This window comes from Acinetobacter sp. DMC2 (assembly GCF_056314305.1).
Genome location: NZ_JBQUYP010000001.1, coordinates 109,864 through 124,161 on the forward strand (window position 1 = coordinate 109,864; position 14,298 = coordinate 124,161).

Sequence of the window (14,298 nt, forward strand, 5' to 3'; positions counted from 1 at the left end):
CTACCCCTTCTTTTGATTTCTAACACCAATCATTTAGCGCTAAATTTATATACAGATATTACAGAAATACTTAATAATAAAAAACCCCGCCATTAGTCGATAGTTAGTGGGTTTTCTTGTACTGCCATATGTCTAACAAAATTAACTCTCGAATGGAGTTAACTACTATTTAAATTAATCTTTACACTTAACTTTCAAAACAGCTGCTTTGGTATTCACTGGAATAAGCATTCCTGAATTATAAACAGTATGATGATTTACGATTTTGTTATTGCTATCCAACTCATCAAAACCCTTATCTTTGCATATTTCTTCTGCTTTACTGATTAACTTTGCCCTCAAGGCTTCTCTCGAACCAAATGCATTACTTTGAGCCTGAAGTTGATAAACCCCAGGATTTACCTCAGCGACAGTAGGTGGAAACATTTGTAGACAACCCGACAAGGTACAAGTTATTACTGCTAAAACCACTATTGATTTAGTCTTTTTCATTTATTTATTTAAACTTAAAATAAAATAACGTAGCAAAAATAAAGTCTAGATATGACATTTATATTTCAAGGTATAAAAAAAGCCTACTTTTTCAAGTAGGCCTTCCCCTTATGATTTTTTGCGCTGATCATTCAGGACTTTTGTTGTACTTAGCAACTCGCGGATATTACAGAAGTATTTAAGAATAAAAAAGCCCATTCGGAGAGATTATTTACTATTTGGTGAAACCATTTTTTCAGGTTTAACCACTTCATCAAATTGCTCTGCTGTAACTAAACCAAGCTCAACAGCAACCTGCTTCAAAGTTTTATTTTCCTTATAGGCAGTCTTGGCAACTTTTGCAGAATTTTCATATCCAATCACTGGGTTTAAAGCAGTAACCAACATGAGAGAGTTGTTCAAGAAGTGATCAATTTTATCCTGATTAGGCTCAATTCCTACCGCACAGTGATCATTAAAACTATTACAAGCATCACCAAGCAATTGAATAGACTGCAATAAGTTATAAGCAATCACAGGCATAAATACGTTTAATTCAAAGTTACCTGAAGCACCAGCCACATTAATGGTCGTATCATTTCCCAGCACTTGCGCAACAACCATGGTCATTGCTTCACTTTGTGTTGGGTTTACTTTACCCGGCATAATGCTTGAGCCAGGTTCATTTTCTGGAATACGGATTTCACCGAAACCACAACGTGGACCACTGGCCAACCAACGAATATCATTCGCAATTTTATTTAAACTAACTGCAAGCGTTTTTAATGCACCAGAAGCAAAAACAGCAGCATCACGTCCTGCAAGCGCTTCAAATTTGTTTGGAGCAGTCACAAATGGTAAGCCTGTAAGCAAAGCAAGTTGAGCAGCCGCTTTCACTGCATAGTCAGGATGTGCATTTAACCCTGTACCTACCGCTGTACCACCCAATGGTAATTCATATAAACCTGTCAATGCTTGTTGCAAACGAACTAATCCATGCTCAAGCTGAGACACATAGCCACTAAACTCTTGACCTAGTGTTAATGGAGTTGCGTCTTGTAAATGGGTACGACCAATTTTAACAATAGACTGAAACTCATCTGATTTTTTTTGCAAAGTCGTTTTCAGCTGTTCTACGGCAGGAATAAGCAATTCATTAATTTGCAAACTTGCTGCTACGTGAATAGCGGTTGGAAACGAATCATTCGTTGATTGAGCACGGTTGACATGATCATTTGGATGTACAGGTTTTTGTGCACCCAATGCTTGACCTAATTTTTGGTTAGCAATATTAGCAATCACTTCATTACAGTTCATGTTACTTTGCGTACCAGAACCCGTCTGCCAGACCACTAAAGGAAACTGTGAATCCCATTTACCATCAATGACTTCTTCAGCCGCGCCTACAATATATTGGCTCAAATCTTGCGGTAACTGTTCAAGTTCAGCATTAGTTATTGCAGCAGCCTTTTTCACCAGCCCCATTGCTCGAATCATGGCACGGGGTAATCGTTCTTGCCCGATTTTAAAGTTCTGTAAGCTGCGTTGAGTCTGTGCCCCCCACAATGCTTCATTTGGAACTTCAATCTCACCCATAGTGTCATGTTCAATTCGTGTTTGCATAGAAACCTCAGTTGTCTGGTTAAAGAACTTACGGGCTGAAGCAAGTATTTGCTCTGGCTAGTTAATTTTTAGTATCGTACTCAAGCATTCCATTATTGTAAATAAGAATCATTATCTTATCTTCCATTTAATGTATTTTGATAAAAGCGCCATTCATCTTCAATCATTTGTTTTAACGGACGTTTAGGTGTCCAATTCAATAATGTTTTTGCTTTCGTTATGTCTGCCGCAACCTGACTTAATTCAACATGTTTGTAAATCGCAGGTTGAGTCGGAATTTCAGATTGCGTTACCTGTGAAATTTCATCTAGTAATTGACGCACAGAGTGAACTTGGTCATGGGCAATATTAAATGCTTCACAACAATGTGTTTGATCACGTAGCCAATGTAAGCTTGCAGTTACAGCCTCACACACATCTAAAACGTGTAAAAAACTGCGTTCAGTCGTATGATCTGATGTTTCAGCTTGATCTTGTAATTCAATCAAATCACGTTGCATTGCTGCAACTTGCATGGCAAGCGGTACAATATTTTTAGGAAGCTGTGCGACATACTCTCCGAGCACCCCATGTTCAAATGCACCTACGATATTAGATAAGCGTAAGATCGCAATTTTCCACTCATGATCAATTTTATAAGTATCACGGATAATTTCTTCAATCATCTGTTGGGACTTAATATAGGGATTAGGATAAGCATAATTGAATTCGTCTGTTTCGCTTAATTGCAGACCAGATTTTCCATATGCTGCAAGGCTAGACAAATGAATAAAGTGACGAACACCTGTGCGTTGCATGGCACGTAATAAACTCATGATGCAACTTACATTATCATTATAATATTCAAGAGGTTTAAGATTAGATTCTTCAATTGATTTAAACCCAGCAGTGTGAATAACCGCATCAATTGAATATTGCTCGAAGACCTTATTCAATGCTGGTGTATTACGTACATCAAGTTTAACAAATGGAACGTACATGCCAGAAATAAACTCTAGGCGTTCCAGCGTTTGCAAGGTTGAATTAGCCAAATTATCGACAATTACCACTTCTTGACCCTGAGCCATGAGACTCAACGCAATGTGTGAACCGATAAAGCCTAAACCACCTGTCACTAAAATCATTGTATACTTACCTTTCTCTTAATGCATCTACGCCCATTTAGACGTATGACCATAGTGAATTCTCAATGAGTACATTACTACTAATTACCTCTGCTCCTACTTCCATTCATGCTTGGCATGCGTTAGGACTTGCTCAGGCACTCAAAAGTAAAAATGAAGACTTTCGTGTATTCTTTTACCAAGATGGCGTGCAGGTTGCTAATGATTTTCAATGGGTTCCTGACGACCAGCGTAATTTAACGCATGAATGGCAAAAGCTTGCGATTCGACTTCCTGTATGTGTGAGTGCTGCCCTCGCTCGTGGTATTACCGATGCAGAAAATGCCAGTCGCCATCACCTTACTCATCACAACCTTGCCAAAGACTTTCAACTGGTCGGGTTAGGTGAACTTGCTGATGCGGTACAGTCAGCATCTCGTCTTATTCAATTTTAAGTTACTTTGTTTGCTTAGATTGTTGCTTTTAAAAGGTATATTGTGTGAAATCTGTACTCGTCATTTTAAGCCAAGCCAACTTAACCAGTCTTCAAATCAATGAAAGCCTTTCTGCTACTATGGTTTTAGCAACCTTTGGCTCACCAGTCAAAGTATTATTGAAAGATGCTGCGCTTAGCCTTTTACAAAATGACTTAAGCTTTAGCCAACTTCATCATGCTTTCAAAGTCGCATCAAATATGGTCGAAAGCTTTGAATTTTATGATTTAAGCCCAATTCTGATCGAAAGCAAAAATCAGCAAAATCCTTTTGTTCAACAAACAGAACAAGAACTCGAATTCATTGAGTTAAATAATGAGTTCATTCAGTCTTTTGACCATGTCTTATATTGGTAGATGAAGGTGTAATTTTAATGAATCCATCAACACTTTATCTCGTGCAATCTACTTATCACAATACACCGAATGTTATTGATAAATTAGGTAACCTTTATCAGAAAGGTGACCAGATTATTTTTATGGGTGATTCTGTTGCACGACTTTCAGCTGAAATGATTCAACAGTTTGAAAGTATTTCATGCTTAAGCATCGAAAAAGATTTAATCGATGCGGATACTTTAGCTCAGATAAATGTATTGGAATATGATCAATTTGCAGATCTTATTTTAACATTTAATCGCTGTATTTCTTTTAAATAATATATTTAGGCTGGTTTCATGAATTTAGAATTAGACCAAGATGGTCATTTGGTTGATTATACAATCTGGAATCCTGAAGTTGCACAAGAGCTTGCAAAGTCACTTGATATTGAACTCACCGAGTGGCATTTCGAAGTTTTAACTGCTGTGCGTCAATTTTATCAACAGTTTGGACATTCTCCAGCAACTCGCCCGCTCATTAAATTTTTAATGAAAACGGTAAGTCCAGAGATTAATAATGCTGTTTTACAACAACAATTTAATACTGGTTTAGTTGCCCGTCATTTAAGCCGTTTGGCGGGTGTTCCTAAACCAGCAAATTGTTTATAAAGTTAAGTAAATTTTTTAGCAGCAGCGACACATAAAATAGTTGCTGCTGTGACCACTAACATTGACCAGCTCACATGTTCGTGCAACAAAGCCGCTGCAATACCTAGCCCCATTAAAGGCTGTAAAAGTTGTAGTTGGCTTATGGCAGCAATACCGCCTTGTGCCAGTCCTTTGTACCAAAAGAAAAAGCCAATGAGCATACTAAACAAAGACACATAAATAAGGCCGACTAGAGCTGATGGGGACACACTTTGGAATGAAGTTGGCATATAGAAAATAGTAAGCAACAGCATAAAAGGTAAAGACAAAATGAGCGCCCAACAAATAACCTGCCACCCGCCTATTTTTCTTGAAAGTACACCACCTTCTGCATAGCCAAAGCCACAGAAAATAATCGCCATCAACATATAAAAGTCCCCTATTCCAAGTGATGTATCACCAGAAAGGAAGAACATATAGGCGAAAACAACCGCACTCCCCAATACTGCAAATATCCAGAAAAAATGATTTGGTTTTTCTCCGCCTCTCAGTACAGCAAATATTGCAGTTGCAAGCGGCAAAAGACTAACGAATACAATTGAATGGGCTGCATTCATGTGCTGTAGAGCAAGTGCTGTAAACAATGGAAAACCGATCACCACTCCTAAAGCAACAATGGCAAGAGGCCACCAATCTTGCTTGGCTGGTTTCTTTTGTTTTAAAACCAATAAAAGAATAAGCCCTAAAATACCAGCTATCGCAGCTCGTGCTGCGGTTAGAAAGCCCGGTTCAAACCCCATTACCGCTACACGTGTTGCTGGTAGTGACCCTGCAAAAATAGCCACGCCAATAAAACCATTCACCCAGCCATTCATAAACCTATTCATAATTTTCTCCGTCACTATACGAAGAATTTAAGCTGTGCTAAGGTGATAAAACCAGATACAAAGCAGTACAATTTAAAAGAACTGTTATGTATTAACAACCAGTACAGTTGGGGTTTTAAGCGCGTGAGCCAGAGCAAAACAAAAATTGAAATTGTCATTTCAGAGATTGAGCGACAAATAAAAAATCGATCTTTATTGCCGGGAGCACGCTTACCTTCTGTTCGTAAGTTAGCGAATGATCTGGGATTCTCAGTATCAACAGTTGTAGAAGCGTATGAAAGATTAATTGCTTTAGGCAAAATCGAATCAAGAACTGGATCTGGTTTTTATATTGTTGGTCCGCTCGCGCCTCTTTCTTTAAGTGAATTAGGCCCTAAATTAGATCGTTCAGTTGATCCATTATGGATTTCACGTCAATCTTTGGAAGCGAAAGCAGATGTTTTTAAGCCCGGTTGCGGTTGGCTACCCGATGACTGGATGCCATTAGACAGTATTCGTAAAGCTTTAAGGACGGCTGCAAAAAAACCAGATGATTGTTTAATGGGTTATTCAACACCATTGGGATTACCAGCGCTACGTGATTTACTGGCAAGGCGTGCTCAAACAAAAGGTATAGAGGCGAATCTAAACCAAGTGCTTTTAACAGATTCAGGAACTCAAGCGATTGATTTGGTTTGCCGATTTTTACTAAAGCCCGATGATGTGGTTTTGATTGATGATCCTTGTTATTTCAACTTTCATGCATTACTTAAAGTTCATCAAGTCAAAGTTTTTGGTATTCCCTACACACCAACAGGTCCTGACTTAGAGGCATTTAAAGAAGCAATTGAGACTTATAATCCACGTATTTATATTACTAACTCCGGAATTCACAATCCAACTGGGGCGACACTGTCTCTTTCTAAAGCCCACCAACTCTTAAAACTGATTGAACAATCCAATTTGATTGTGGTTGAAGACGATATTTTTTCAGATTTTGAATATAACGCGGCTCCTCGGCTTGCAGCTTTGGATAATCTTTCACGTGTAATCTTTATTGGAAGTTTTTCTAAAACTTTATCAGCATCTATTCGCTGTGGTTATATCATTGCAAAACCAGAATGGATTGATCAGCTCACTGATCTGAAAATTGCCACAAGCTTTTCTCACAATGGTGTGTCGGCTGAAGTTTTATTAAGTGCTTTAACTGATGGATCTTACCGTAAGCATATAGAATTATTAAAAGTTCGTTTAGCAAAAGCGATGCACGATACCATTACTAAACTCGAACCTTTGGGCATAAAGCCATGGATTAAGCCTCAAGCGGGAATTTTTGTTTGGTGTCATTTGCCAGAGGGTGTTGAAGCTTCAAAAATTGCAAAATATTGTATTAACCATCAAGTTATTCTTGCACCAGGAAATGCGTTTAGCCAAGCTCCTAATGCCGGTCAATTCATACGTTTTAATGTAACACAGTCAAATCATGATCACATTTATAAGACTCTAGCTGATGCGATTCAACAAGAGCCTTCATAATTTATAGACAAGAAAATTAAGCTTGTTTCTGTTTTTGTTCAATATATGCAAAATAACCTGGCCCAGCTGAAACTTGCACTTGTTTTGCATGTAAAGGTTCATGGCAGACTGAACACACCATAACTGGTTCGAACTTATGGCCACAAGTTTTATGACGATACTCTAAAGGTTTACCTAAACCTTGATCCATCCATTTATCTGCCCAATTCGCCATCGATAAAATAATTGGATAAAGTTCAAAACCCTTATCAGTGAGGCGATATTCAAAGCGTTCTTGACGATCAAAATAAGGAGCTTTGGCTAAAATTTCATATTCAACCAAACGCTTTAAACGATCTGAAAGGACATGACGAGTTACACCTAATGATTTTTGAAAATCGTCAAAACGGCGTATTCCCATAAAAGCATTACGTAATATTAGCATCGTCCATCGATCGCCAATCACTGATAGCATACGAGCAACCGAACAAGGTTGATCACCGATGTCATCCCATTTCATCTTTATGCGTTCCTCGATATTTCCTAGCCTAACGGCCCTATTGTTTATACCCTAAACCACTTACCACGAGTTATGCAAGATTCATTATAAAAATAACTTCTTATCAACTTTATAAAAGAATTTTTATTATAAAAAATAGAAAGCTATTATATAAATTCGCTTAATAAATATAACTCACACAATTGTATAGTGAGTTATATCTATTATTACTCATCATTAATTTGAGATGAATACACCCTTCAAAATATAACCTGCTTCTAGTTTCACACTTGCTGGAATTCGCACCAGACAATTGGCCTGCATTAAATTACTGAGCATGTGTGATTGCTGTTTTGCCAGACTTTTAACTTTAAGTTGTCCATTGTCAAAATAAGCATGCATTCTTAGAAAACGTTCACGCGCATCTTCTTTTAAATCATGATCTAAAATTGCACTAAACCACTCCGGCCCTGTTTGATTTCCCTGTAAAGTATCAAACAATGCTTTACCGTAAATTTGCATTGATACATAGACCGCAGCCGGATTACCCGGTAATCCCAGCAAATAACAACGGTGATCTTTTTCAGGTTGAGAATATTCAGCAAAAAAGAGTGGCTTACCCGGCTTTTGTTTTACTTTCCAGAAGATCTGTTCAAAGCCAGTCTCAAAAGCGCAGGGTCGAACGAAGTCATAATCACCTACTGACACTCCGCCTGTGGTTATGATGACATCATGACTATCTTTTAATCGGTCGAAATATTGTGTGACCTGTGCTGCCTCATCTGCCACATGAATAATTTCAACATCTAACCCATAATCTTCAAACCACGCTTTTAGTAAGGGACCATTCGCATCAAAGATTTTGCCTTCTGCAAGATCTTCTGCTTTTTCGGCAACTTCATCACCAGTGATTAAAACAGCAACTTTCGGTGCACGGTAAATCTCAACCGTTTGTACACCAGCCATACTTAAGGCAGCCAAGCTTCCAATATTTAGAAACTGTCCAACTTGTGCAAGTAACTGTCCTTTCTGGATTTCTTCGCCAGTAAAACGAATGTCAGCTTGAGGGCGAATATGTTCAGTTAAAGAAATTTCTTGTGCTGAAATGACCTCTACTATTTCTTGCCTCGCAACATGTGTTGTGCCTTCAGGAATTTTGCCACCTGTAAATATACGAATTGCTTGACCTTCGCTTAGGATGTCATGACTTTCGCTTCCAGCACGAATCTCACCCGTAACCTGAAACTTTTGATTATTTAAATCTTCTACATGGCTACAAAGCGCATAACCATCTACAGCACTTTGAGAAAAGCTTGGCAAATTAATTTCTGAGTAGATTTCTTTAGCAAGATACCTACTTAGGCTATTTTGAAGTGCTTGCTGAATTGAGCCTAATTTTTTAGGACGATTACTCATTAGCTCAATTGCTTCATCTACGCTAATCAACCCACGCTCTGTACCACAACCTGACATTATTCATAGCCTCCCGGATGGGGTAAATCACGGCAAACATCAAAAATATGAACTAATGCGGGCAGGATAGCAGCCATTGATTCGCTTGCTCCACCACGGCTTCCCGGTAAAGTCACCACCAATGAACGGTCAATAAAACCGGCTACTCCACGTGACATTGCAGCATATGGCGTGCGTTTTTGTCCAAATGAACGCGCAGCTTCCATTAAGCCATCTAGCTTACGCTCTAAAAGGGGTTCTAACGTATCAACCGTAATATCACGCTTACCAATTCCAGTGCCACCAACGGTCATAATGCAAGCATATGATTTGCTCAACTCAAGCACTAAGTTTTTTAAAGTATCTGCTTCATCTGGCAAAATTTGGTAATGAATTGAATCAAATCCTGCCTCAGTTAAAGTTTCAACCACAGATTTCCCGGCAGTATCGGGTTTTCTACCTGCTGCTACGGTGTCTGACAATACAATAACCGCAGCCGAAACAGGCTGACGAAGAACTCGCTTAAAGTGTGATTTGCCACCTTTTTTCTTAAGCAATTTACATTGATCCATCCAGAGTTCTTCTGGCTCACAATGCGGTTTTAACATGTCGTAAATAGTTAACCCTGCAAGACTTGCAGCCGTTAAGGCTTCCATTTCTACGCCAGTTGGACCAATGGTTTCGACCACAGCAATAATCTTTACAAAATCATGTTCTAATTCATATTCAACATCTGCACGATAAATCGGCAGTGGATGACACAAAGGAATCAGCTCATCAGTTCGTTTTGCTGCCAAGATTCCTGCAACACGTGCAGTTTTTAATGCATCCCCTTTTTCAGTATTTCCTTGTCTTAATAACTCAATACAGTGCGGTGGTGCATATAAAATTGCTTGTGCTTCAGCAACACGATAACTTTCCGGCTTCATTCCTACGTTTTTCATTATTTATCCTAGTCTTGCTTATTTCAGTGTGAGTGTTCATGGCCGGCATGATGGTGATGTTTGTGTTCGTGCGGTGCATCCTTACGAATACAGCAGCCTTCTACATAGTGGCTTGTACCATCTGTAAAGAACTCCTCTTTGAACACAGGCACTTCATGTTTTACCCGCTCAACCGCTTCTTCGCATGCTTGAAAAGCTTCACGGCGATGGGCTGCATAAGCAATTGCAATAATTGCTGTTTCACCCACATCTAGATATCCTATCCGATGAACCACTCGCACATAAGATACCTGATACTTTTTCTCAATTTCCAGTTCAATTTCACGTATCATTTTTTCAGAAAGCGGTTTATAAGAGGTATATTTCAGGGCTTTAACAGCTTTACCTTCATGATGATTACGAACCGTACCCATAAAAATATCAATTCCACCGCATTCAGGAAATGATTCAATAGGATCAAAGGTATCAAGGCTTAAAGCCTGCTCTTGTATACGTGCAAAATCTCGCATGGCTCACCCTCCTGCAACTGGTGATAATAAAACCAAAGTACATGGCTGACTTAAGGCAGATTGTCTGGTTATAACGTTATCCTCTACCGCACATGCACATTTTTCCATGGCCTGTGTGCATTCCGGATGCAATAAAACAATTTCATCTAAGACATCTTTAACTAAAATATCGGTGGGGAAAACTAACGAAAGATTTTGTGGAAGCAATTTTTCAATTGCACCAAATGATTCGATTTTAATTTGGATAGATTGCTGCATTTATCCCCCAAGCATATGCATACTGATTTTACGGGTTTGTTGATGTTGTAAGGCATGAAAGCCTTTGGCTTTATTCCAGATATACGGCATAACTTGATCTTTTAACTGCTGACTATGCAGCACATGATCAGTTGAGTTCTGTGCACGTAATAGTGCTTGAAGCTGCGGCTTAATATTTAAACCCTGCTGAGCAAAGAGACAGTTATATAGCTCACCTTGCGCCGTTAGTCGTATGCGGTCACATTGGTGGCAAAATGAATGAGTAATGGTAGAAATGATGCCTAGAGCGTAGCTATTGTTAATTAGATATTGACGTGCTGGTTCATGCTGCTGCTCGACAACCTGTACTGAATAATGCGGTTGTAAAGTCTGTAAAATTTCAGCTTCACTGACCACATCTTTATTTGACCAAAGTGCATCACCATCGAGTGGCATAAACTCAATAAAACGTAGTGGAATATGATTGGCAATCGACCATCTCACCATAGGTAAGATCTGATCATCATTTTTATTTTTCATCAATACACAGTTAATTTTAAAAGGTAGACCTGCATCTTTTGCAGCTTGAATACCCTCAAGAACTGGTTCTAATTTTTTCTTGGTGAGTTCTTTAAATTGTATTGGATCAAGGCTATCTAAACTAATATTTAAGTCATCTAAACCAGCATCTTTTAACTGCTGAGCGTATTTAGCAAGATAATGTCCATTGGTTGTCATTGAAATACGTTTTAAACCTATCACTTTTAAGGCTTGTAAATCACGAACGAAATGAACAATGCCTTGACGCATTAATGGTTCACCGCCTGTAATACGGATGCTTTCAATACCTTGCTGCACCATAAAACGACAAAACTCAAAGAGTGCCTCAAAACCAAGCAAGTCTTGTTTGTTTAACCATTCAGGATGTTCAGGCATGCAATATACACACTTAAAATTACAGCGATCGGTTACCGAAATTCGTAATTTTCGCTTGATACGCCCATATTGGTCTTGTAGAACAGATGGCGTATTTTCAGAGTGATATTGTTTCATCTTTTGCACTCATGTCGAGAACAGTCCAAATATTGCTGGCACTTTTTATGGGCAATTAAAATAGAAAATTGCGCTTCTATAGTGCTCTGATGTTTATGCAAAATTTGTTCCAATTCTATTTATCATCCATAACTCTTTGGGTTTTAATTAAAATATTGGCCTACTGTTTTAGCTCAGATTTAAAAAGTCTTGCACAATCAGCGCGGCCTCAACTTGTTATATTGCCCTACTTTATTTCTAGCACTTTATTTCTAGCACTTTTCTAAGCGAATGGGTACATATTTATGGTACGGCGTTCTAGATAATGGATCACAATGTTCAGCGGAAATCAGTCGATTTAATTGTGGTCCAATTGGTTCACTACCCTGAAAGCGCATGCCATAGCCATGTGGAAGTGAAACTACCCCTTTTCGCATTCCTTCATCAAAATCTACAGTAACCTGAATTTCTCCATGTTGTGAAATACATTTAAGCTGACCTCCTTCATCTACATTTAGGTGCTTTGCATCTTCAGGATGAATTCGTAAAGCCCCTTCAGCATCTACTTTTCGCCAAGCAGGATCACGGTAAATTTGATTGGCGTTATAGCTACGTCGCTCACCCGATAAAAGTATGAAGGGAAATTCTTCTACATTAACCTGATGATTTTTTAAATTTGCAAGCTCGTTTAACATCTCTGGAATAGCAATACGTATTTTCTTATCTTTATAAGCTACCAGTTTCCAGATTTCGTCATATTCATGTTGCGATAACACTACGCCTGAGCGTTGCTTTAAAATTTGTTCAAATAAACGAACGCCTAAAGTTAAAGGGTTTCCTTTGTAACCTGCACGGCGTACCGCTTTGGTGTGTAAGACAGCATATTGAATTGATAGCGGCAATAAAAAAGCAACTGAACCAGCTGATTTTTCTAACTGTTTACCTAAAGTGCGATAGAGAATTGAAGCGGCAAAAGGGATATATTTTTTATGTCGGGCAAAAGTTAAACCTAAAGCGGATAGATAAGATAAATAGGCTGTTTTTTTCGAGTCAACCGCAGCAATTTTTTCTAAAAGCGGAAAGCGTTTTGGAATCACCTGCATGGCTTCAAGTAATCGTGTATAAATTTCTGCCTCTGGCAAAGTATTCGCTTGAGCAGCTAATACAGGATGTCTTAAGTGAAAGCCATTCTTAGGAAACTCAAGATTAAAGCCCGTAAATTCCCATTTCTCAAACTGAGTGTGTGCAGGCAAAATATAGTCAGCGAGTCTAGCAGTTTCTGTCATGGCCACATCGACTACAACCAACAAATCTAATGCTTTAAAGGCTTCCTCAAAAGCAGGTGTATCGGGATAAGTTAATAACGGGTTACAGCTATCTACAAAAACTGCGCGAATTCGCTTTTCCCCTGCTTTCAAGATTTCATCGGGTAAAATGTTAGGTGGAAAAAACCCTGATATTGGGAACATTTTATGGTAAACGCTACGTCGATATTTTGGCTTTCTTTCATCCGTATCGCTTAAGATTGGAATAAACATAGTATGCAAATTATTAGTACCTTGTTTTCCAAAATTCCCTGTTAATAAATATAAAAGCTTTTCTAAATAGCCATTTAATGTCGTATTTAAAGTATGTTGAATACCTAAATCAATCCGTACACACCCTCTTTTTGCTTTAGCAAAATCTCGAACCACTTGGTAAATTAAATCGACCGGAACATCTGCTTTGGCAATATAGTCTTCAATTGGAACTCGACTAAATGCTGTTTTTATATCTTCAAAACCGTGCGTATGCTGCCCAATAAACGCTGCATCATAAAGTTTTTCTTTAATAATGATCGCAATCATGGCTGACATTAAAAAAGCATCTGTTCCCGGTTTTAGCTGCACGTGGATATCTGCTTGTTTGGCTGTTTCGGTAACACGCGGATCAAATACCACCATGGTTCGGTTGGGATCTTTTTTAATATGTTTTAGCGTATCTCGGGCGTTGGGAATGCCATGGGCTTGAAAAGGATTTGTCCCAATAAAAAGAACATAGTCGGCATACTCAACATCTTCTGTGGTATGGCAAGCCTGACTCCCGAACAAGCGTCCATTGAGCCAGAAATCACCTGTTATCTCTTGAGCAAGAGAGTTGTAAGCATAATAACTTTTCATGGCCAGCAAAAGTTGGCGACCATATGCTGCACCGAGATGATTGCCTTGACCACCGCCCCCAACCGAAGCAAAAGCAGTTCCACCAAACTTATCTTTAATCTGAACTAATCGATCAGCAATTTCTTGTATAGCAGCATCCCAACTCACTTCTTGAAATGAGCCATCTGGTTGGCGCTTTAAAGGTGCAGTCAAACGGTCTGCATGTTGCTGATAGTGCTGTAATCTAGCAGCTTTTTGACAAATATAACCTTGAGAAAATGGATGGTCAGGATCACCTTTTATTTTGACAAACTGATTATCTTTAACTTCAACAGTTAAACCACAGTTTCTAGAACACAAAATACATGCGGTCACATCTGTTTTATTTTGCTGAACTGCATCGATCATTTTTCTGGCTCCATTTATTTTTATACATCTGGCTAGAATG

16 protein-coding genes are annotated in these 14,298 nt (G+C 38.7%); 5 read left to right on the top strand and 11 right to left on the bottom strand.

Annotated elements, in window-relative coordinates; all coding sequences use genetic code 11:
• Positions 1-174 precede the first annotated feature (174 nt).
• The 3 genes from ACT53H_RS00550 to galE all read right to left on the bottom strand — a co-directional run bounded on the left by ACT53H_RS00550 (position 175) and on the right by galE (position 3,218).
• On the bottom strand, positions 175-492 hold the full coding sequence (locus ACT53H_RS00550; RefSeq protein ID WP_474770905.1) for a hypothetical protein: 318 nt from the start codon (positions 490-492) through the stop codon (positions 175-177).
• Positions 493-699: 207 nt separating this feature from the next.
• Positions 700-2,094 carry a class II fumarate hydratase gene (gene fumC / locus ACT53H_RS00555; RefSeq protein ID WP_476008351.1) on the bottom strand — a complete coding sequence of 465 codons (1,395 nt, stop codon included), beginning with the start codon at positions 2,092-2,094 and terminating at the stop codon, positions 700-702.
• A gap of 116 nt (positions 2,095-2,210) precedes the next feature.
• Complete coding sequence (gene galE / locus ACT53H_RS00560; RefSeq protein WP_151821505.1) at positions 2,211-3,218, bottom strand: UDP-glucose 4-epimerase GalE; 1,008 nt, start codon at positions 3,216-3,218, stop codon at positions 2,211-2,213.
• 65 nt (positions 3,219-3,283) lie between these two features.
• On the opposite strand from galE, the gene tusD reads away from it, so the two are divergent.
• From tusD to ACT53H_RS00580, 4 genes are read left to right on the top strand one after another with little or no spacing between them, the layout of a single operon-like run.
• Positions 3,284-3,652 (top strand): sulfurtransferase complex subunit TusD, encoded by a 369-nt coding sequence (gene tusD, locus ACT53H_RS00565; protein WP_004791822.1) that lies wholly within the window; start codon positions 3,284-3,286, stop codon positions 3,650-3,652.
• A 44-nt stretch (positions 3,653-3,696) separates the two neighbouring features.
• Positions 3,697-4,047 carry a hypothetical protein gene (locus tag ACT53H_RS00570; RefSeq protein WP_005306310.1) on the top strand — a complete coding sequence of 117 codons (351 nt, stop codon included), beginning with the start codon at positions 3,697-3,699 and terminating at the stop codon, positions 4,045-4,047.
• 17 nt (positions 4,048-4,064) lie between these two features.
• Positions 4,065-4,349 (top strand): DsrH like protein, encoded by a 285-nt coding sequence (locus ACT53H_RS00575; RefSeq protein ID WP_476008352.1) that lies wholly within the window; start codon positions 4,065-4,067, stop codon positions 4,347-4,349.
• A gap of 18 nt (positions 4,350-4,367) precedes the next feature.
• The gene (locus ACT53H_RS00580) at positions 4,368-4,679 is read left to right on the top strand and encodes a TusE/DsrC/DsvC family sulfur relay protein (RefSeq protein WP_009390289.1); all 312 of its coding nucleotides are present in this window, start codon (positions 4,368-4,370) and stop codon (positions 4,677-4,679) included.
• A 2-nt stretch (positions 4,680-4,681) separates the two neighbouring features.
• On the opposite strand, the gene ACT53H_RS00585 is transcribed toward ACT53H_RS00580, so the two are convergent.
• The gene (locus tag ACT53H_RS00585) at positions 4,682-5,545 is read right to left on the bottom strand and encodes a DMT family transporter (protein ID WP_476008353.1); all 864 of its coding nucleotides are present in this window, start codon (positions 5,543-5,545) and stop codon (positions 4,682-4,684) included.
• Between the two features lie 123 nt (positions 5,546-5,668).
• On the opposite strand from ACT53H_RS00585, the gene ACT53H_RS00590 reads away from it, so the two are divergent.
• Positions 5,669-7,060: an aminotransferase-like domain-containing protein gene (locus ACT53H_RS00590; protein WP_476008354.1), complete on the top strand. Its 1,392-nt coding sequence runs from the start codon at positions 5,669-5,671 to the stop codon at positions 7,058-7,060.
• Positions 7,061-7,076: 16 nt separating this feature from the next.
• On the opposite strand, the gene ACT53H_RS00595 is transcribed toward ACT53H_RS00590, so the two are convergent.
• From ACT53H_RS00595 to ACT53H_RS00625, 7 genes are all read right to left on the bottom strand, one after another.
• Positions 7,077-7,559, bottom strand: a complete 483-nt coding sequence (locus tag ACT53H_RS00595; RefSeq protein WP_004791810.1) for a winged helix-turn-helix transcriptional regulator — start codon at positions 7,557-7,559, stop codon at positions 7,077-7,079.
• Between the two features lie 216 nt (positions 7,560-7,775).
• A complete protein-coding gene (locus ACT53H_RS00600) occupies positions 7,776-9,011 on the bottom strand; it encodes a molybdopterin molybdotransferase MoeA (protein ID WP_476008355.1) in 1,236 nt (411 codons plus the stop codon).
• Positions 9,011-9,934: a bifunctional molybdenum cofactor biosynthesis protein MoaC/MoaB gene (moaCB, locus tag ACT53H_RS00605; RefSeq protein ID WP_476008356.1), complete on the bottom strand. Its 924-nt coding sequence runs from the start codon at positions 9,932-9,934 to the stop codon at positions 9,011-9,013. The genes ACT53H_RS00600 and moaCB overlap by 1 nt, the downstream gene beginning before the upstream one ends.
• A 23-nt stretch (positions 9,935-9,957) precedes the next feature.
• On the bottom strand, positions 9,958-10,443 hold the full coding sequence (locus ACT53H_RS00610; protein ID WP_013197471.1) for a molybdenum cofactor biosynthesis protein MoaE: 486 nt from the start codon (positions 10,441-10,443) through the stop codon (positions 9,958-9,960).
• 3 nt (positions 10,444-10,446) lie between these two features.
• The gene (locus tag ACT53H_RS00615) at positions 10,447-10,701 is read right to left on the bottom strand and encodes a MoaD/ThiS family protein (protein ID WP_476008357.1); all 255 of its coding nucleotides are present in this window, start codon (positions 10,699-10,701) and stop codon (positions 10,447-10,449) included.
• Positions 10,702-11,742 carry a GTP 3',8-cyclase MoaA gene (gene moaA, locus ACT53H_RS00620; RefSeq protein ID WP_476008358.1) on the bottom strand — a complete coding sequence of 347 codons (1,041 nt, stop codon included), beginning with the start codon at positions 11,740-11,742 and terminating at the stop codon, positions 10,702-10,704.
• 242 nt (positions 11,743-11,984) lie between these two features.
• Positions 11,985-14,258: a molybdopterin-dependent oxidoreductase gene (locus ACT53H_RS00625; RefSeq protein ID WP_476008359.1), complete on the bottom strand. Its 2,274-nt coding sequence runs from the start codon at positions 14,256-14,258 to the stop codon at positions 11,985-11,987.
• Positions 14,259-14,298: the final 40 nt, after the last annotated feature.